The sequence below is a fragment of the Streptomyces syringium genome, from assembly GCF_017876625.1.
GTDB classification, from domain to species: Bacteria; Actinomycetota; Actinomycetes; order Streptomycetales; family Streptomycetaceae; genus Streptomyces; species Streptomyces syringius.
Genome location: NZ_JAGIOH010000001.1, coordinates 5610703 through 5631088, shown reverse-complemented (window position 1 = coordinate 5631088; position 20386 = coordinate 5610703). Strand labels below are relative to the sequence as shown.

Here is a 20386-nt window from a genome sequence, read left to right as displayed (position 1 = left end):
CTTTGAGCACAGTCAGTCAGCAGACGCACAAAGAGTGACCAACCAACTGTCACTCAGCGCGCATCCACTGCTCCATCACCGTCAGCAGATGATCCGTGTCGACCGGTTTGGTGACATAGTCCGACGCCCCGGCATCGATGCTCTTCTCCCGGTCGCCCTTCATCGCCTTCGCCGTGAGCGCGATGATGGGCAGCCCCGCGAACTGCGGCATCCTGCGGATCGCCGCCGTCGTGGCATAGCCGTCCATCTCCGGCATCATGATGTCCATGAGCACCAGCACCACGTCGTCGTGCTGCTCGAGAACCTCGATCCCCTCGCGGCCGTTCTCCGCGTAGAGCACCGACAGGCCGTACTGCTCCAGCACGCTGGTGAGCGCGAAGACATTGCGGATGTCGTCGTCGACGATCAGCACCTTCTCGCCGTGGAAGCCGCCGCTGAAGCCGCTCGGCGCCGCGTCCCTGCCCTCGCCGGGCGCGGCGTTCAGCCACGGCTCCTGCTGGGGGGACGCCGGCACGGGCGGAGCCTGCGGCGGCTGCGCCCCCGGGCCCGCCTCCTCGGCCCGTCCGGGCAGGGCGGGCCACGCCGCCCCCGCCGCCTGAGCCGCGCGCTGGCGGCGCAGCAGCAGCCCGGCGGCACCGCGCGCGGGCAGCTCGGCCCGGCCGTCACCGCCCACGAACTCGCTCCCCGCCATCAGCGCCTGCTGTCCGGCGGCCTGGCCGCCCGGTGCGAGCGGGTAGCCCTGCGGTGGCAGCTCGCCGGAGGTCAGCGGCAGATACAGCGTGAAGGTGGAGCCGCGCCCGGGCTCGCTCGCCGCGTGGATCTCGCCGCCGAGCAGGCGCGCGATCTCCCGGCTGATGGAGAGCCCGAGCCCGGTGCCCCCGTACTTGCGGCTGGTGGTGCCGTCCGCCTGCTTGAACGCCTCGAAGATGACCCGCATCTTGCTGGCCGCGATGCCGATGCCGGTGTCCGTGACGGAGAAGGCGATCAGATCACCGTCGGCCTCGCGCAGCGAGCCCGCCTCCAGCAGCTGCTCGCGAATGGTGTCCGGGACATCCGCGCCGGCCGGCCGGATGACCAGCTCGACCGCGCCCGTGTCCGTGAACTTCACCGCGTTCGACAGCAGATTGCGCAGCACCTGCAGCAGCCGCTGTTCGTCGGTGTGCAGCGTCGCCGGCAGCTCCGGCGAGACGCGCACGGAGAAGTCGAGCCCCTTCTCCGCCGTCAGCGGCCGGAAGGTCGCCTCGACGTAGTCGACGAGCTGGACCAGGGCGATCCGGGTCGGACTGACGTCCATCTTGCCCGCCTCGACCTTCGACAGGTCCAGGATGTCGTTGATCAGCTGGAGCAGATCGGAGCCCGCTCCGTGGATCGTCTCGGCGAACTCCACCTGCTTCGGGGAGAGATTGCCCTCCGCGTTGTCGGCGAGCAGCTTGGCGAGGATCAGCAGCGAGTTGAGCGGCGTGCGCAGCTCGTGCGACATGTTGGCCAGGAACTCCGACTTGTAGCGCATGGAGACCGCGAGCTGCTCGGCGCGCTCCTCCAGCACCTGCCGTGCCTCTTCGATCTCGGTGTTCTTGACCTCGATGTCGCGGTTCTGCCGGGCCAGCCGCTCGGACTTCTCCTCCAGCTCGGAGTTGGAGATCTCCAGTTCCTTCTGCCGGTTCTCCAACTCCAGCGACCGCTCGCGCAGTTGCTCGGCGAGCTCCTGCGACTGCTTGAGCAGCACCTCGGTCTTGGTGTTGACGCTGATGGTGTTGACGCTGGTGCCGATCATCTCGGCGATCTGGTTGAGGAAGTCCTTCTGGATCTGCGCGAACGGCTGGAAGGACGCCAGCTCGATCACGCCGAGGATCTGCCCCTCGAACAGCACCGGCAGCACGATGACGTGCGCCGGCGGTGCCTCCCCCAGCCCGGAGGCGATCTTCAGATAGCCCGGCGGCACGTTCTCCACCAGGATGGTGCGCTTCTCCTGCGCCGCCGTCCCGATGAGCGTCTCACCGGGCCGGAAAGAGGTGGGCATCGAGCCCATCGAGTAGCCGTACGAGCCGAGCATCCGCAGCTCGTACGCGTCCTCCTCGCCCTCGCTCTCCGGCAGGCCGGTCGGCATCGCGAGGAAGAAGGCACCGTGCTGCGCGGAGACCACGGGGGTCAGCTCGCTCATGATCAGCCCGGCGACGTCCTCCAGATCGCGGCGGCCCTGCATCAGACCGGAGATGCGGGCGAGATTGCCCTTGAGCCAGTCCTGTTCCTTGTTGGCGAGGGTGGTCTCGCGCAGGTTGGCGATCATCGTGTTGATGTTGTCCTGGAGCTCCAGGATCTCGCCCGCGGCGTCCACGTCGATCTTGAGGTTGAGGTCGCCGCGGGTCACCGCGGTGGCGACCTCGGCGATGGCCCGGACCTGCCGGGTCAGGTTGCCCGCCATCTCGTTGACCGACTCGGTCAGGTCGCGCCAGGTGCCGTCGACGTCGCGCACCCGGGCCTGGCCGCCCAGCTGTCCCTCGGTGCCCACCTCGCGGGCGACCCGGGTGACCTGGTCGGCGAAGGACGACAGCTGGTCGACCATCGTGTTGATGGTCGTCTTCAGCTGGAGGATCTCACCGCGCGCGTCGATGTCGATCTTCTTGGTGAGATCGCCCTGGGCGATGGCGGTGGTCACCATCGCGATGTTGCGGACCTGGCCGGTGAGGTTGGACGCCATCGAGTTCACGGACTCGGTGAGGTCCTTCCACGTGCCGCTGACGCCGGGCACCCGGGCCTGGCCGCCGAGGATGCCGTCGGTGCCCACCTCGCGCGCCACCCGCGTGACCTCGTCCGCGAAGGACGACAGCGTGGTCACCATGGTGTTGACGGTGTCGGCGAGCTGCGCCACCTCGCCGCGGGCCTCGACGGTGACCTTCTTGGTCAGGTCGCCGTTGGCGACCGCGCCCGCGACCTGCGAGATGTTCCGCACCTGGCTGGTCAGGTTGTTGGCCATCAGGTTGACGTTGTCACTGAGGTCCTTCCAGATGCCGGTGACGTCCCGCACCCGCGCCTGGCCACCCAACTGGCCTTCCGTGCCCACCTCGCGGGCGACCCGGGTCACCTGCTCGGCGAAGTCCGAGAGCTGGTCGACCATCGTGTTCACCGTCGTGACGAGTTCGAGGATCTCGCCCTTCGCATCGACGGTGATCTTCTTCGACAGATCGCCCTTGGCGACGGCGGTGGTGACCTCGGCGATGTTGCGCACCTGCGAAGTCAGGTTGTTGGCCATGAAGTTGACGGACTGGGTGAGGTCCTTCCAGGTGCCGGAGACGCCCTGCACCTCCGCCTGGCCGCCCAGGATGCCCTCGGTGCCCACCTCGCGCGCCACGCGCGTGACCTGGTCGGCGAACGAGGACAGCTGGTCCACCATCGTGTTGAGGGTGTTCTTCAGCTCCAGGATCTCGCCGCGCGCATCGACATCGATCTTCTGCGACAGATCACCACGCGCCACCGCCGTGGCGACCTGCGCGATGTTACGGACCTGGGCGGTCAGATTGCCCGCCATCCCGTTGACCGAGTCCGTCAGATCGTGCCAGACACCGGCCACGCCCGGCACCTGCGCCTGGCCGCCGAGACGGCCGTCCGTACCCACCTCGCGGGCGACCCGGGTCACCTGCTCGGCGAAGGCCGAGAGCTGGTCGACCATCGTGTTGATGGTGTTCTTCAGCTCCAGGATCTCGCCGCGCGCATCGACATCGATCTTCTGCGACAGATCACCACGCGCCACCGCCGTCGTGACCTGCGCGATCTGCCGCACCTGCGAGGTGAGGTTGCCGGCCATGAAGTTGACCGAGTCGGTCAGCTCCTTCCAGGTGCCGCTGACGCCGTCCACCCGGGCCTGACCGCCGAGCCGGCCCTCCGTGCCCACGTCCCGCGCCATCCGCGTGACCTGGTCGGCGAAGGACGACAGCTGGTCCACCATCGTGTTCACGGTGTTCTTCAGCTGGAGCATCTCGCCGGACACATCGACGGTGACCTTCTGCGACAGGTCGCCGTTGGCGACCGCGGTTGTCACCTGGGCGATGTTGCGCACCTGTCCGGTGAGGTTGCGGAAGGCGGTGTTCACCGAGTCGGTGAGGTCCTTCCACGTCCCCGCCGCACCCGGCACCTGCGCCTGACCGCCCAGCTCGCCCTCGACGCCGATCTCGCGCGCCACCCGCGTCACTTCGGCACCGAAGGACTGGAGCTGGTCGACCATCGTGTTGACGGTGTTCTTCAGCTCCAGCATCTCGCCGGACACATCGACGGTGACCTTCTGGCCCAGGTCGCCGTTGGCGACCGCCGTCGTCACCTGCGCGATGTCGCGGACCTGCGTGGTGACGTTGCGGAAGGCGGTGTTCACCGAGTCGGTGAGGTCCTTCCACGTCCCCGCCGCACCCGGCACCTGCGCCTGACCACCGAGCAGGCCCTCGGCGCCGACCTCGCTGGCGACCCGGGTCACCTCGTCGGCGAAGGTGCGCAGGGTCTCCGTCATCTGGTTGATCGTCTCGGCGAGCTGCGCGACCTCTCCGCGCGCGCTCACCGTGACCTTCTGCGACAGGTCGCCGTTGGCGACCGCCGTCGTCACCTGCGCGATCCCGCGGACCTGGGCCGTCAGATTGCCGGCCATCAGATTGACCGAGTCGGTGAGGTCCTTCCAGACACCCGCGACGCCGGGCACCTGCGCCTGGCCGCCCAGCTCGCCCTCGGTGCCCACTTCCCGCGCGACCCGGGTCACCTCGGAAGCGAACGAGGACAGCTGGTCGACCATCGTGTTGACGGTGTTCTTCAGCTCCAGCATCTCGCCGGCCACGTGCACGGTGACCTTGCGGGACAGGTCGCCCTTGGCGACCGCCGTCGTCACCAGGGCGATATCACGCACCTGGGCGGTCAGCCGGGACGCCATGGTGTTGACGGAGTCCGTCAGGTCCTTCCACGAACCCGACATTCCACGCACCCGGGCCTGACCGCCGAGCTTGCCCTCGGTCCCGACCTCGCTCGCCACCCGGGTCACCTCGTCGGTGAACGCCGACAGCTGGTCCACCAGGCCGTTGACCGTGCGGCCCACCTTGAGGAACTCGCCGCGCAGCGGGTGCGCCGCGCCGTCCGCGCCCTGCGAGCGCAGGTCCATCCGCTGTTCCAGATCGCCCTCGGCGACCGCCGACAGCACCCGGCCCACTTCGGACACCGGCCGCACCAGGTCGTCGACCAGGGCGTTCGAGGCATCGATGGCCGCGGCCCACGCACCCTCGCAGGCGCCGACCTCCAGCCGCTCCGTGAGCTTTCCCTCACGTCCGACCACCCGGCGCACTCGCGCCAGCTCGCCGGTCAGCTGCAGATTGCGGTCCGCGACTTCGTTGAAGACCGCGGCGATCTCGGCCATCGCACCGTCACCCGAGACCGTCAGACGCTTACGGAAGTTGCCGTCCCGCATCGCCGCCAGGGCCGCCAGTAGCCGGTTCAGCGCCGCCGTGTCCACTTGCGTCGTCCCATTGGTCCGGGATCGTCCGCCTTTCGCGCGCGTGCTCACGCCCCGCGCCGCTGCGCCAGACTCCACCGTGTCCCTCCCGCAGGGTCGATCATCCTTGTCGGGCCTACCTCAGCTTCCCAGTCTTTCACCCCGGCCCGCAGAAGAGGTTGCCAGTTGGAGCGTAACCACACCCCGGAGAAGTCGTTGAAGACTACGGGGCAGGGGCTGTCCACCGGCACGGCCATGAGCCCGGCGAAAGCCCTGGCCAAGGGGGACGTCACCATAAGTGTCCCGGTGCGCACCGCGCCGGACGCCCCTTCCTGCAGCCGATCACGGCGCGGGGTTTGAGTGGGCCGTGCGGGGGGATACGCATGGTCGTCGGATCGCGTCCACTCCCACGTCCTTCCCGACGCCATCCCTGCCTCCGTTTCCGAAATACACGACTCTGTTCCACATCGCCCGGGCCGACGGTTTAGCCTGGCGAACGAATCGAGGCCATCGGAAACGGGCACAGGACTCGGGGGAGCGATGAGAGGCCAATGGGGAGTGCTGTGATCACCGCGCGGGCTGCCGCCACTTTCGAGCCGGTCGGGCGCTCGGTAGCCTCCGCCCGTTCCTTCGTCCGGGACACCCTCCAGGGGTGGGGCTTCCCCGACGTCATCGACGACGCCGTCGTCCTCACCAGCGAGCTCGTCACCAATGCCGTGGTCCACGCCGGCACCGCCGCCGACGTCCTGTGCGTCCGCCTGGACACCGGGGTGCGGGTGGAGGTCGCCGACCGCTACCCCGAGCGCGAGCTGCCGCTGCAGAGCCCCGGCCGGCACTTCGGCGGCGTCGACCGCGAAGGAGGCCGTGGTCTGCTGCTGTGCTCCGCCCTCGCCGGCCGCTGGGGCGTCGAGTACAGCGCCACCCACAAGAAGGTGTGGTTCCAGCTCGACCTCCCCGACCGCCCGGCCGGTACCCGCTCCGCGGGCCCGGCGCTCCCCGTCGAAGCACTGCCGCTGGCCGACGCCCGGGTGCGCGTCGCCGTCATCCAGATCGACCGCGCCGGCGGCATCAGCGCCTGGAACGACGACGCCCAGGACCTCTTCGGTTTCCCCGCCGACCAGGTGATGGGCAAGCCCCTCACCGACTTCGCCGCCTGGCCGCACACCCCCGGTACCTCGACGGGCATCGCCGAGGCCCTGCTCCTCTCGCGCTGGGAGGGCTCGTACGGCATAAGGGGCGAGGACGGCCGCATCGTCCCCGTCTACGCCTCCCATCTGCGCGTCCGTGACACTGTGGGCGCCCCCTCCACCGTCTGTCTGCTCGTTCGCGACGAGGAGCGCGCGGTCCTGCAGAGTCCGCAGCGCTCCCCCGTCACCGACAGCGCCTCCAACGACCGGGGCACCGCCACCGACCCGTTCGAGGTCTTCATCGGCTCCCCCGCTCCGGACGACCTGGACGGCCTCCTCCAGCGCACCGTCGAGCGCGCCCGTGACATGCTCGATGGCGACTCCGCCTATCTGCTGCTCGCCACCGACGACGAGACCGAGCTGGAGGTCCGCGCCTCCACCGGCCTGCCCTCCGCCCGCCAGCGGTTCGCCCGCGTCCCCGTCGAGGCCGGCACGGGCCGCTACGGCTCGGCCCGGATGCCCGCCGTCCACGACGATCTCAGTGCCGTCCCGGGCGCTGTCCCGCTGCTCGCCAACACCGGCATGCGCTCGGTCGTCACCGTGCCCCTCAAGGTGGAGGGCCGCCTCACCGGTTCGCTCGGTGTGGCCGCCGAGGCCCCCGGCCGCTACGGCAATGAGGAGGCTCTCCGCCTCCAGTTCGCCGCCGACCGCATCGCGCTCGCCGTCGAGTCCGCCCGCCTGGGCGAGCTGGAGCGACTGCGGCGCGGTTCGCTGTCCTTCCTCGTCGAGGCCTCGGACCTGCTCGCCGGCACCCTGGACCGGGACCAGACGCTCGCCCTGATGGCCCAGATGACCGTCCCGACCCTCGCCACCTGGTGCGCCGTCTACACCATCGCCGACCAGTCCTCCGAGCCCGAGCTGTCGTATGTGCTCCATGAGGACGAGGACCGCATCGACGGCCTCAAGGCCCTGCTGTCCAAGGTCGCCCCGCCCGACCCGGTGCCCACCCCCGGCGCCCGGATCTGGACCGCCCCCTCCGAGGCGGCCCACGCCGCCGCCCTGCGCAGTTCGCTGCGCAGCCTCGGTCTCGGTGACGCCGGCGGGCACACCCCCGGCCCCGGCACCTCACTCGCCACGGCGGCCGCCGTCGGCGGCGAGACCGTCGTCCTGCCCCTGGTGGCCCGCAACCGTGTCATCGGCATGCTCACCCTCGGCAAGCCGACCGACGACCACTTCCGCCAGGAGATCCTGGAGCTCGCCGAGGACCTCTCCCGCCGAGCGGCCCTCGCCCTGGACAACGCACGCCTGTACAGCGAGCGCACGGCCATCAGCCAGTCCCTCCAGCGCAGCCTGCTCCCGCCCGAGTTGCCGGACGTCCCGGGCGTCGAGGTCGAGGTCATCTACCGCGCGGCGGGCGAGGGCAATGAGGTCGGCGGCGATTTCTACGACCTCTTCCCCATCCGCGACGGCGCGTACGGCTTCGCGATCGGCGATGTCTGCGGCACGGGCCCGGAGGCCGCGGCCGTCACCGGTCTCGCCCGGCACGCGCTGCGTCTCCTCGCCCGCGAGGGCTTCGGCGGCCCCGCGGTCCTGGAGCGGCTGAACGCCGCCATCCTCGACGAGGGCGCCCGCAGCCGATTCCTCACTCTGCTCTACGGGGAGCTGTGGCCCCAGCACGACGGCAGCGCGGTCCTCAAGGTCGTCTGCGCCGGGCATCCGCTGCCGCTGCGCCTTCGCCAGGACGGCACGGTCGAGCCGGCGGCGACCCCGCAGCCGCTGCTGGGCGTCATGGAGGACCTCGAGCTGTACGAGCAGACGATCACTCTCGATCCGGGGGATGTCCTGCTGTGCGTCACGGACGGCGTCACCGAGCGCCGTGAGGGCTCGCGCATGCTGGGCGACGACGGTCTGACGGATGTTCTGACCACGTGCACGGGGCTCACCGCGGGAGCGGTCGCGGCGCGCATCCTCCGTGCGGTGGAGCGCTTCGCCGCCGAACCCGCCTCGGACGACATGGCGATTCTCGCCATGCGCGTTCCGGAGACGCAGGATTCCTGACCGGGCCGGGGGGCGCTCCCCCCGGTCTTCGAACTGCCCATATGAGAAAGGCCCCCGCCATCAGGCGGGGGCCTTTCTCTTGATGAGCCCCAATACGGAATCGAACCGTAGACCTTCTCCTTACCATGGAGACGCTCTACCGACTGAGCTATTGGGGCCGGTGCAACGAGATAAAGCATACCCGACTCTCGCACGTGCTTTTGACCACCTGCGCGTTGGGCCATCCGTGCTGTGGGGCGTCTAGGCGGCCACGGGCAGCAGACCGCCGAGCGCGTTGCACGCCGATACCACCCGTTGCAGTTCTCGCCGTGTCATTTCCGCGCCGATGGGCAGCGCTAGGCACTCGTCGGCGGCCCGCTCGGTTTCCTTCAGCCACAACTCCCGCCTGAACGCCGGTGTCCGGTGGACCGGTGTCTGTACGGGCACCCGGCAGCGCACTCCCCGGGCCCGCAGGGCCCGCGCGAACGCGTCCCGGTCCGGCCGGCCGTTTCCGGGCACGCGCACGACGTACGAGTGATAGCGATGCTCGACGCCGGGTGCCGCGGTCGGCGTCAGAACGCCTGTCAGGCGGGCGTTCAGATAGGCGGCGTTGGCTTGTCGGGCGCTGAGGGAGGCCCGGTTGGCCTCGTGTTCCGCTGTGTCGCCCTGGTCGGTTCCGTTGTGTTCGATGACGATCAGGCCGTGCGCGCGGGCGACGGCTCGCAGCCCCGGGTGGTCCACGGGGTGGCCGAAGAGGGGTACGGGCACGATGGCCGCGGTTCGCGAGGTCACCGCCCTGGTGACGGCGGCCGGGTCGAGGCAGAGGCTCCGCGGGTCGATGTCCGCGAAGACGGGCAGCGCCCCGGCCGCCCGAACGGCCTCGGCTGCCTCCGTGGTGGCGTACGAGGGCACGATGACCTCGGCGGCCCATCCGATCCCTGCTGCTGTCAGCAACTCCACAGTCCCCATACCTGCGGATGGTGGCGGCGCGACGTGAACGCGGGGTGACGCTCCGCACTGCATCGCGGAAACAAAAAAGCTCTGTTATCTGAACCGAAGTTCAGATAACAGAGCTTTTTTGAATAATTGTTCGGCGGCGTCCTACTCTCCCACACGGTCCCCCATGCAGTACCATCGGCGCTGAAAGGCTTAGCTTCCGGGTTCGGAATGTAACCGGGCGTTTCCCTAACGCAATGACCACCGAAACTCTATGAAATTAACCAACCGGAACACAACACGGTCGTTACTTCAGAACCTACACAGTGGACGCGAGCAACTGAGGACAAGCCCTCGGCCTATTAGTACCAGTCAGCTCCAACCGTTACCGGTCTTCCACACCTGGCCTATCAACCCAGTCGTCTACTGGGAGCCTTAACCCCTCAAAGGGGGTGGGAATACTCATCTCGAAGCAGGCTTCCCGCTTAGATGCTTTCAGCGGTTATCCCTCCCGAACGTAGCCAACCAGCCATGCCCTTGGCAGGACAACTGGCACACCAGAGGTTCGTCCGTCCCGGTCCTCTCGTACTAGGGACAGCCCTTCTCAATATTCCTACGCGCACAGCGGATAGGGACCGAACTGTCTCACGACGTTCTAAACCCAGCTCGCGTACCGCTTTAATGGGCGAACAGCCCAACCCTTGGGACCGACTCCAGCCCCAGGATGCGACGAGCCGACATCGAGGTGCCAAACCATCCCGTCGATATGGACTCTTGGGGAAGATCAGCCTGTTATCCCCGGGGTACCTTTTATCCGTTGAGCGACGGCGCTTCCACAAGCCACCGCCGGATCACTAGTCCCGACTTTCGTCCCTGCTCGACCCGTCGGTCTCACAGTCAAGCTCCCTTGTGCACTTACACTCAACACCTGATTGCCAACCAGGCTGAGGGAACCTTTGGGCGCCTCCGTTACTCTTTAGGAGGCAACCGCCCCAGTTAAACTACCCACCAGACACTGTCCCTGATCCGGATCACGGACCCAGGTTAGACATCCAGCACGACCAGAGTGGTATTTCAACGACGACTCCACACACACTGGCGTGCATGCTTCACAGTCTCCCACCTATCCTACACAAGCCGAACCGAACACCAATATCAAGCTATAGTAAAGGTCCCGGGGTCTTTCCGTCCTGCTGCGCGAAACGAGCATCTTTACTCGTAGTGCAATTTCACCGGGCCTATGGTTGAGACAGTCGAGAAGTCGTTACGCCATTCGTGCAGGTCGGAACTTACCCGACAAGGAATTTCGCTACCTTAGGATGGTTATAGTTACCACCGCCGTTTACTGGCGCTTAAGTTCTCAGCTTCGCCCTGTCGAAACAGAGCTAACCGGTCCCCTTAACGTTCCAGCACCGGGCAGGCGTCAGTCCGTATACATCGCCTTACGGCTTCGCACGGACCTGTGTTTTTAGTAAACAGTCGCTTCTCGCTGGTCTCTGCGGCCACACCCAGCTCAGGAAGCAAGTTCCATCACCGGACATGGCCCCCCTTCTCCCGAAGTTACGGGGGCATTTTGCCGAGTTCCTTAACCATAGTTCACCCGAACGCCTCGGTATTCTCTACCTGACCACCTGAGTCGGTTTAGGGTACGGGCCGCCATGAAACTCGCTAGAGGCTTTTCTCGACAGCATAGGATCATCCACTTCACCACAATCGGCTCGGCATCAGGTCTCAGCCTTAATGTGTGACGGATTTGCCTATCACACGGCCTACACCCTTACCCCGGGACTACCACCGCCCGGGCTGGACTACCTTCCTGCGTCACCCCATCGCTTACCTACTACAGATCCGGGTCACCGGCTCCACCACTTCCCTTCACCCGAAGGATCCAGGACGGCTTCACGGGCTTAGCATCGTCTGATTCGATATTGGGCGTTTCAAAGCGGGTACCGGAATATCAACCGGTTGTCCATCGACTACGCCTGTCGGCCTCGCCTTAGGTCCCGACTTACCCTGGGCAGATCAGCTTGACCCAGGAACCCTTAGTCAATCGGCGCACACGTTTCCCACGTGTGTATCGCTACTCATGCCTGCATTCTCACTCGTGAACCGTCCACAACTCGCTTCCGCGGCTGCTTCACCCGGCACACGACGCTCCCCTACCCATCCACACGGTCGTTGGACCTATTGTGTGAATGACACGACTTCGGCGGTACGCTTGAGCCCCGCTACATTGTCGGCGCGGAATCACTTGACCAGTGAGCTATTACGCACTCTTTCAAGGGTGGCTGCTTCTAAGCCAACCTCCTGGTTGTCTCTGCGACTCCACATCCTTTCCCACTTAGCGTACGCTTAGGGGCCTTAGTCGATGCTCTGGGCTGTTTCCCTCTCGACCATGGAGCTTATCCCCCACAGTCTCACTGCCGCGCTCTCACTTACCGGCATTCGGAGTTTGGCTAAGGTCAGTAACCCGGTAGGGCCCATCGCCTATCCAGTGCTCTACCTCCGGCAAGAAACACACGACGCTGCACCTAAATGCATTTCGGGGAGAACCAGCTATCACGGAGTTTGATTGGCCTTTCACCCCTAACCACAGGTCATCCCCCAGGTTTTCAACCCTGGTGGGTTCGGTCCTCCACGAAGTCTTACCTCCGCTTCAACCTGCCCATGGCTAGATCACTCCGCTTCGGGTCTTGGGCGCGCTACTCAATCGCCCTATTCGGACTCGCTTTCGCTACGGCTTCCCCACACGGGTTAACCTCGCAACACACCGCAAACTCGCAGGCTCATTCTTCAAAAGGCACGCAGTCACGACTGCATGTGCAAGCACATACAGCGACGCTCCCACGGCTTGTAGGCACACGGTTTCAGGTACTATTTCACTCCGCTCCCGCGGTACTTTTCACCATTCCCTCACGGTACTATCCGCTATCGGTCACCAGGGAATATTTAGGCTTAACGGGTGGTCCCGCCAGATTCACACGGGATTTCTCGGGCCCCGTGCTACTTGGGTGGTTCTCAAGCGAGCCGTACAGATTTCAGCTACGGGGGTCTTACCCTCTACGCCGGACCTTTCGCATGTCCTTCGCCTACCTGTACGGTTTCTGACTCGCCGACCAGCCGGCAGACTGATCAAGAGAACTCCCACAACCCCGCACACGCAACCCCTGCCGGGTATCACACGCATACGGTTTGGCCTCATCCGGTTTCGCTCGCCACTACTCCCGGAATCACGGTTGTTTTCTCTTCCTGCGGGTACTGAGATGTTTCACTTCCCCGCGTTCCCTCCACACTGCCTATGTGTTCAGCAGCGGGTGACAGCCCATGACGACTGCCGGGTTTCCCCATTCGGACACCCCCGGATCAAAGCTCGGTTGACAGCTCCCCGGGGCCTATCGTGGCCTCCCACGTCCTTCATCGGTTCCTGGTGCCAAGGCATCCACCGTGCGCCCTTAAAAACTTGGCCACAGATGCTCGCGTCCACTGTGCAGTTCTCAAGCAACGACCAGCCACCCACCACCCCAACACCAAAGTGTCGAGTTCACTGGGGCCGGCATCGCGAAGGTCCGAAACTTACGTTCCGTACCCTCAGATACCCAACAGCGTGCCCGACCCGACCCATCCAGTATCACGTTCCACGCCGAAGCAGTACTAGTGAACCAAACCGATCGTGCCGAATAGTCAACGTTCCACCCATGAGCAACCGTGCAGAACGTTTGTCTGCAGTCGGCTATGTGCTCCTTAGAAAGGAGGTGATCCAGCCGCACCTTCCGGTACGGCTACCTTGTTACGACTTCGTCCCAATCGCCAGTCCCACCTTCGACGGCTCCCTCCACAAGGGTTGGGCCACCGGCTTCGGGTGTTACCGACTTTCGTGACGTGACGGGCGGTGTGTACAAGGCCCGGGAACGTATTCACCGCAGCAATGCTGATCTGCGATTACTAGCAACTCCAACTTCATGGGGTCGAGTTGCAGACCCCAATCCGAACTGAGACCGGCTTTTTGAGATTCGCTCCACCTCACGGTATCGCAGCTCATTGTACCGGCCATTGTAGCACGTGTGCAGCCCAAGACATAAGGGGCATGATGACTTGACGTCGTCCCCACCTTCCTCCGAGTTGACCCCGGCAGTCTCCTGTGAGTCCCCATCACCCCGAAAGGCATGCTGGCAACACAGAACAAGGGTTGCGCTCGTTGCGGGACTTAACCCAACATCTCACGACACGAGCTGACGACAGCCATGCACCACCTGTATACCGACCACAAGGGGGCGACCATCTCTGGCCGTTTCCGGTATATGTCAAGCCTTGGTAAGGTTCTTCGCGTTGCGTCGAATTAAGCCACATGCTCCGCTGCTTGTGCGGGCCCCCGTCAATTCCTTTGAGTTTTAGCCTTGCGGCCGTACTCCCCAGGCGGGGAACTTAATGCGTTAGCTGCGGCACCGACGACGTGGAATGTCGCCAACACCTAGTTCCCAACGTTTACGGCGTGGACTACCAGGGTATCTAATCCTGTTCGCTCCCCACGCTTTCGCTCCTCAGCGTCAGTAATGGCCCAGAGATCCGCCTTCGCCACCGGTGTTCCTCCTGATATCTGCGCATTTCACCGCTACACCAGGAATTCCGATCTCCCCTACCACACTCTAGCCTGCCCGTATCGAATGCAGACCCGGGGTTAAGCCCCGGGCTTTCACATCCGACGCAACAAGCCGCCTACGAGCTCTTTACGCCCAATAATTCCGGACAACGCTTGCGCCCTACGTATTACCGCGGCTGCTGGCACGTAGTTAGCCGGCGCTTCTTCTGCAGGTACCGTCACTCTCGCTTCTTCCCTGCTGAAAGAGGTTTACAACCCGAAGGCCGTCATCCCTCACGCGGCGTCGCTGCATCAGGCTTTCGCCCATTGTGCAATATTCCCCACTGCTGCCTCCCGTAGGAGTCTGGGCCGTGTCTCAGTCCCAGTGTGGCCGGTCGCCCTCTCAGGCCGGCTACCCGTCGTCGCCTTGGTAGGCCATTACCCCACCAACAAGCTGATAGGCCGCGGGCTCATCCTTCACCGCCGGAGCTTTCCACCCACCCCCATGCGGAGGCAGGTCGTATCCGGTATTAGACCCCGTTTCCAGGGCTTGTCCCAGAGTGAAGGGCAGATTGCCCACGTGTTACTCACCCGTTCGCCACTAATCCACCCCGAAAGGCTTCATCGTTCGACTTGCATGTGTTAAGCACGCCGCCAGCGTTCGTCCTGAGCCAGGATCAAACTCTCCGTGAATGTTTACCGGTTATCCGGTGACACTCGCGTTGAGCGGCACAACCAGACGGAATAAGTCCGGTCGTGCACAGCGTCCTCGCTGTGTTGTTGCCTACCAGACCCCAAAGGGACCGGCAGGACTTTCAAAGGAACCGCGTCCCGATCGCAGAGCGACCGGAGACGGGGTATTTTATAGTCTGGCGTTGACTTTTGGCACGCTGTTGAGTTCTCAAGGAACGGACGCTTCCTTTGTACTCACCCTCTCGGGCTTTCCTCCGGGCGCTTCCCTTCGGTATTTCGTGTTCCGACTCTATCAGATCCTTTTCCGTGCCGTTCCCGGCTCGAATTCGTTTCCGATCCCCATCGGAGGGGTTTCGCCTTCTTGCTTTCGCTTTCCGGCGATTCCGACTTTATCAGGTTTCCCTGGGCCGGATTTCCACCCTGCTTCCGGAAGATCCCTTACGCACGAAGCGTTCGGGGTTCCCGTTGCGGCGGAGACGTAAACGTACTGGACGGCCGCGCCCGGATGCAAATCGGCACCGGGGCGGCCGTCCCGTACGGGTGACGCTACGTCAGACCTCGACGACCACAGGGAGGATCATCGGGCGCCGGCGGTAGGTGTCGGACACCCACTTGCCCACGGAACGCCGGACGAGCTGCTGGAGCTGGTGCGGCTCCACCACGCCGTCGGAGGCGGACTTGGCGAAGGCCTCCTCGATCTTCGGGATGACCGCGGAGAACGAGGCGTCGTCGATGCCGGAGCCACGGGCGTGGACCTGCGGGCCTCCCACGAGCTTGCCCGTCGTGCTGTCCACGACGAGGAAGACGGAGATGATGCCCTCGTCGCCGAGGATGCGGCGGTCCTTGAGCGAGGCCTCGGTGACGTCGCCGACCGAGAGGCCGTCCACGTACACATAGCCCGCCTGGACCTTGCCGACGATCTTCGCGGCGCCGTCCACCAGGTCCACCACGACGCCGTCCTCGGCGATCACGATGTGGTTCTTCGGCACCCCGGTCAGCGCGCCCAGCTCGGCGTTGGCCCGCAGGTGGCGCCACTCGCCGTGGACCGGCATGAGGTTCCGCGGCTTGCAGATGTTGTAGAAGTACAGCAGCTCGCCCGCGGAGGCGTGGCCCGAGACGTGGACCTTGGCGTTGCCCTTGTGGACGACGTTGGCGCCCCATCGGGTCAGGCCGTTGATCACGCGGTAGACCGCGTTCTCGTTGCCCGGGATGAGGGACGAGGCCAGGATGACCGTGTCGCCCTGGACGATCCGGATCTGGTGGTCGCGGTTGGCCATCCGGGACAGTGCGGCCATCGGCTCGCCCTGGGAACCCGTGCAGACCAGCACGACCTCGTCCGCCGGAAGGTCGTCGAGGGTCTTGACGTCCACGACAAGACCGGCCGGGACCCGCAGATAGCCGAGGTCACGGGCGATGCCCATGTTGCGGACCATCGAGCGGCCGACGAAGGCGACCCGCCTGCCGTACTCGTGCGCCGCGTCCAGGATCTGCTGGATGCGGTGCACGTGGCTGGCGAAGCTGGCCACGATGATGCGGCTCTGGGCGCCGGCGAAGACCGTGCGCAGCACATTGGAGATGTCGCGCTCGGGCGGGACGAAGCCGGGGACCTCGGCGTTCGTGGAGTCCGAGAGCAGCAGGTCGATGCCCTCCTCGCCGAGCCGCGCGAAGGCGGGCAGGTCGGTGAGGCGGCGGTCCAGCGGAAGCTGGTCCATCTTGAAGTCGCCGGTGTGCACGGCCATGCCGGCCGGGGTGCGGATGGCGACCGCGAGGGCGTCGGGGATGGAGTGGTTGACCGCCACGAACTCGCAGTCGAAGGGGCCGATGCGCTCGCGGTGCCCCTCCTTGACCTCGAGGGTGTAGGGGCGGATCCGGTGCTCCTGGAGCTTCGCCTCGATCAGCGCGAGGGTCAGCTTCGAGCCGATCAGCGGGATGTCCGCCTTCTCGCGGAGCAGATAGGGGACGCCACCGATGTGGTCCTCGTGGCCGTGCGTGAGCACGATGCCTTCGATGTCGTCCAGACGGTCACGGATGGACGTGAAGTCCGGCAGGATCAGGTCGACTCCGGGCTGCTCCTCCTCGGGGAAGAGCACTCCGCAGTCGACGATCAGCAGACGGCCGCCGTATTCGAAGACCGTCATGTTGCGGCCGATCTCGCCGAGGCCGCCGAGCGGGGTGACGCGCAGGCCGCCCTCGGGAAGCTTCGGCGGCGGACCGAGTTCAGGGTGCGGGTGACTCAAAAGACTCTCCTCACCACGCACGCCACATGCCGCTGGGGCACATGGCGCGCGTGACATTCGTGCACTTGCAGTTGTTTTCGGTGTTCAGTTGTGAAGTCTGTGGTGTGCCGGTCCGCTATGCGGGGAACGGCCCCTGGTTACAGCTGTACCCCACCGGCGGCCAGATCGCGCTTGAGCTGCTCGGTCTCCTCCGGGGACAGCTCGACGAGCGGCAGGCGCAGCGGGCCGGCGGGCAGGCCCTGCAGGGCGAGAGCGGCCTTGGTGGTGATCACGCCCTGGGTGCGGAACATGCCGGTGAAGACCGGGAGCAGCCGCTGGTGGATCTCGGTGGCCTTGGTGACGTCCCCGGAGCGGTGGGCCTCGAGCAGCGCGCGCAGCTCGGGGGCGACGACGTGGCCGACGACGGAGACGAAGCCGGCGGCGCCGACGGAGAGCAGCGGCAGGTTCAGCATGTCGTCGCCGGAGTACCAGGCGAGGCCGGAGCGGGCGATGGCCCAGCTGGCGCGGCCGAGGTCGCCCTTGGCGTCCTTGTTGGCGACGATCCGGGGGTGGTCGGCCAGCCGGACGATCGTCTCGGTGTTGATCGGGACGCCGCTGCGGCCGGGGATGTCGTAGAGCATCACGGGCAGGCCCGTGGCGTCGGCGACCGCGGTGAAGTGCCGGTAGAGGCCTTCCTGCGGCGGCTTGTTGTAGTACGGGGTGACGACGAGGAGGCCGTGGGCGCCGGCCTGCTCGGCGGCGCGGGCCAGCTCGATGCTGTGCGCGGTGTCGTTCGTACCGGCTCCGGCGACGACGTGGGCACGGTCTCCGACGGCTTCGACCACGGCCCGTACGAGCTGGGCTTTCTCCGCGTCGCTGGTGGTGGGCGACTCGCCGGTGGTGCCGTTGACGACGAGGCCGTCGTTGCCGGCGTCCACCAGGTGGGTGGCGAGCCGCTGGGCGCCGTCGAGGTCGAGGTCACCTTCGGGCGTGAAGGGCGTCACCATCGCGGTCAGGACCCGCCCGAAGGGCGTCTGCGGTGTGGAGGTCGGAGCCATGGGGGCCACGCTACTCGTTGCTCACCGTGAGGTGCTCCCTCGGGGAGTGCGAAAGGGATCCCGGCACTGCCTGCTCGGGGGTTCAAGCAGTGCCGGGTCCGTTTGTTCAGCGTAGATGAAGGTGACGAAATGCCGCAATACGGACACTTCGCTACCGGTGCGTACATCAGTGCGTCACATGATCACGTCACGCCGCGTGGGCGGCCGCGACAGAACGCGAGCGCACTCGCCCTTATGGGGCGACGCGGCCGTTCTTGTTGAAGGCGGCGTGGGTGAGCGGCATGAGCTTGGCCCACTCCGCCTCCATCTTCTCGCCGACCATCTCGATCTCCCGCTGCGGGAACGAGGGGACGACCGCCTGCTCGTGCTGGGTGCGCAGACCGAGGAAGTGCATCAGCGAGCGGGCATTGCACGTGGCGTACATGGAGGAGAAGAGACCGACCGGCAGGACCGCGCGGGCGACCTCACGGGCGACGCCCGCGGCGAGCATCTCCTGGTAGGCCTCATAGGCCTGGCGGTAGGAGTCCTCCATGACGCGGCTGGTCAGCTCGTGCTGCTCCGGGGTGCCGTCGACGAAGACGTACTTGCCCGGGCGGCCCTCCTGGACCAGCTTGCGGTCCTCGCCCGGAACGTAGAAAACGGGCTGGAGCTCGCGGTAGCGGCCGGACTCCTCGTTGTACGACCAGCCGACGCGGTGGCGCATGAACTCGCGGAAGACGAAGATCGGAGCACTGATGAAGAAGGTCATCGAGTTGTGCTCGAAGGGGCTGCCGTGGCGGTCGCGCATCAGGTAATTGATGAGGCCCTTGGACCGCTCGGGGTCCTTCGTGAGCTCTTCCAGGGACTGCTCGCCGGCGGTGGAGACGCGAGCCGCCCACAGCACGTCGGAGTCGGCGGCGCTGTGCTTGACCAGCTCGACGGTCACGTCGCTGAGGAATCCGGGCTTGGCGGTCTCGGTGGGGCTGTCGGTCACCGGCGGGGTCCTTCCAGTTGCAATGCTCGGGCGGCGACAAGCCTACGGGCCGCCACTGACACTCGGTCCGGCCTGACGCGCTGGCGGAGCTCGCCGGGTGCCGCCGGGGACCGTCGGGTGCGGTCGCGCGAGGGGCGCCGGTGGGAGTGCCGGGACACCGGTTGAGATTTTTCACAGAAGTTGACGAAAACGGGCACCTCTGGGGCCAAAAGAACGTCCTTATGAGTAACAGCCGACTTCGAGGTTGCTAGGAGAGTTCTTCATGTTCCGCCGGCGAGAGCCCGTGCCGTTCGCCTTCGTCGCCGAGGCCGAGCGCTTCCGCAGCAACGTCACGCCGCCGCCCCGAGATCGCGCGAGCCGGTCGCAGATAGCCGGCCGGGTGCTCGTGGGGCTGACGGTCACGACGGGGCTCGTCGGGGCGCTGTTGTTCGGGATGCCGTCGCTCCAGACGGGCACGCAGAATTCCCACCATTCGCAGCAGTCGGAAGCGTCCGACGGCCGCTGATCGACCGTGAGGGGCCCGGTCCGCCCACCCTGGAGTGGTCGGGGCCCCTCACGCATCGATAACCTCACCGGGCACAGCCAGTGGAGCGTGCTCGTACGTGAGGAACAACCGTCGTGCCCTTGCCCTTCTTGACAGCCGACCGGGACGCCGAAGCCCTCGCGCCCGCGACCGCGCCCGGCGAGAACCTGCCCTATGAGGACCTCGACCGTTGGCGGCGTCCGTACCGGCCCGGTCCCTGGCGGGTCGGCGGTTCCGCGCTGGTGCTGCTGCTCGCCTCGTACGTGCTGTTCTCGGCGCTGATCATCGCGCTCGCCGGCTCACTGCCCGGCGCGGGAATCTGCTTCGCCGTCGCCGTACTCATGATCACCGTCGCGGTCCGGCTGGTGCGTGTGGGGATCTGGGTGAGCCCGCAGGGGCTGCGCCAGCTGCGGCTGACGTCCTCCACCACCGTGGCGTGGCCGGACGTCACCACCGTACGCACTGCCCAGCAGCCGGTCCGCTGGCTGGGCCTGCCGCGCACGGTCCAGGGGCAGGCTCTGGTCGTCGATCTGGCGCGGGGCGGCTCGCTCCCCGTCGTGGTCACGGACCGGGGCGGGGACTTCCTCGGCCGTCCGGAGGCGTTCGCGATGGCGGCTGACGCCGTGGCGGACCAGGTCGTCGGGTACCGGCACTAGGGCCTGGCCGGCGGCTCTTCGGCTGCGGGCCGGTTCTGCCGCCTGCGGCGGCGAGCGCCCTGCGGGCACGTCCTAAAAAACGCCGGATGGGCTGCACAGCAGCCCATCCGGCGTTTGAGAACACGGCGACGGC

The 20386-nt window shown here is 66.2% G+C and carries 8 protein-coding genes, 1 tRNA gene and 3 rRNA genes; 3 read left to right on the top strand and 9 right to left on the bottom strand.

Annotation, left to right across the window (positions count from 1 at the left end):
• Positions 1–49 precede the first annotated feature (49 nt).
• On the bottom strand, positions 50–5557 hold the full coding sequence (locus JO379_RS25170) for a HAMP domain-containing protein (protein WP_209517081.1): 5508 nt from the start codon (positions 5555–5557) through the stop codon (positions 50–52).
• Positions 5558–6009: 452 nt separating this feature from the next.
• Here JO379_RS25170 and JO379_RS25165 point away from each other — a divergent pair, with 452 nt between their 5' ends.
• Complete coding sequence (locus JO379_RS25165; protein ID WP_130881862.1) at positions 6010–8643, top strand: SpoIIE family protein phosphatase; 2634 nt, start codon at positions 6010–6012, stop codon at positions 8641–8643.
• A gap of 85 nt (positions 8644–8728) precedes the next feature.
• On the opposite strand, the gene JO379_RS25160 is transcribed toward JO379_RS25165, so the two are convergent.
• From JO379_RS25160 to thyX, 8 genes are all read right to left on the bottom strand, one after another.
• Positions 8729–8801: transfer RNA gene (locus tag JO379_RS25160), tRNA-Thr, on the bottom strand.
• Between the two features lie 82 nt (positions 8802–8883).
• Positions 8884–9591, bottom strand: a complete 708-nt coding sequence (locus tag JO379_RS25155; RefSeq protein WP_130881863.1) for a DegT/DnrJ/EryC1/StrS family aminotransferase — start codon at positions 9589–9591, stop codon at positions 8884–8886.
• A gap of 119 nt (positions 9592–9710) precedes the next feature.
• Positions 9711–9827 (bottom strand): 5S ribosomal RNA (gene rrf / locus JO379_RS25150).
• Positions 9828–9900: 73 nt separating this feature from the next.
• Positions 9901–13024: ribosomal RNA gene (locus tag JO379_RS25145) — 23S ribosomal RNA — on the bottom strand.
• A gap of 279 nt (positions 13025–13303) precedes the next feature.
• Positions 13304–14827 (bottom strand): 16S ribosomal RNA (locus tag JO379_RS25140).
• The 16S, 23S and 5S rRNA genes sit together here, the layout of an rRNA operon.
• A 551-nt stretch (positions 14828–15378) precedes the next feature.
• Entirely contained in the window at positions 15379–17064 is a 1686-nt protein-coding gene (locus JO379_RS25135; RefSeq protein WP_130880226.1) for a ribonuclease J, read from the bottom strand.
• 137 nt (positions 17065–17201) lie between these two features.
• Entirely contained in the window at positions 17202–18101 is a 900-nt protein-coding gene (gene dapA / locus JO379_RS25130) for a 4-hydroxy-tetrahydrodipicolinate synthase (protein WP_130880225.1), read from the bottom strand.
• Positions 18102–18333: 232 nt separating this feature from the next.
• Positions 18334–19074: an FAD-dependent thymidylate synthase gene (thyX, locus tag JO379_RS25125; protein ID WP_130880224.1), complete on the bottom strand. Its 741-nt coding sequence runs from the start codon at positions 19072–19074 to the stop codon at positions 18334–18336.
• A gap of 262 nt (positions 19075–19336) precedes the next feature.
• On the opposite strand from thyX, the gene JO379_RS25120 reads away from it, so the two are divergent.
• Positions 19337–19579: a hypothetical protein gene (locus JO379_RS25120; RefSeq protein ID WP_130880223.1), complete on the top strand. Its 243-nt coding sequence runs from the start codon at positions 19337–19339 to the stop codon at positions 19577–19579.
• Positions 19580–19692: 113 nt separating this feature from the next.
• Positions 19693–20253 (top strand): SCO5741 family PH domain-containing membrane protein, encoded by a 561-nt coding sequence (locus JO379_RS25115; RefSeq protein ID WP_209517079.1) that lies wholly within the window; start codon positions 19693–19695, stop codon positions 20251–20253.
• Positions 20254–20386: the final 133 nt, after the last annotated feature.

Bases quoted from the DNA above. Each gene is read 5' to 3' on its own strand.
- JO379_RS25165 (WP_130881862.1), top strand. From the start codon at position 6,010: ATGGGGAGTGCTGTGATCACCGCGCGGGCTGCCGCCACTTTCGAGCCG.
- JO379_RS25155 (WP_130881863.1), bottom strand. From the start codon at position 9,591: ATGGGGACTGTGGAGTTGCTGACAGCAGCAGGGATCGGATGGGCCGCC.
- dapA (WP_130880225.1), bottom strand. From the start codon at position 18,101: ATGGCTCCGACCTCCACACCGCAGACGCCCTTCGGGCGGGTCCTGACC.
- JO379_RS25120 (WP_130880223.1), top strand. From the start codon at position 19,337: ATGTTCCGCCGGCGAGAGCCCGTGCCGTTCGCCTTCGTCGCCGAGGCC.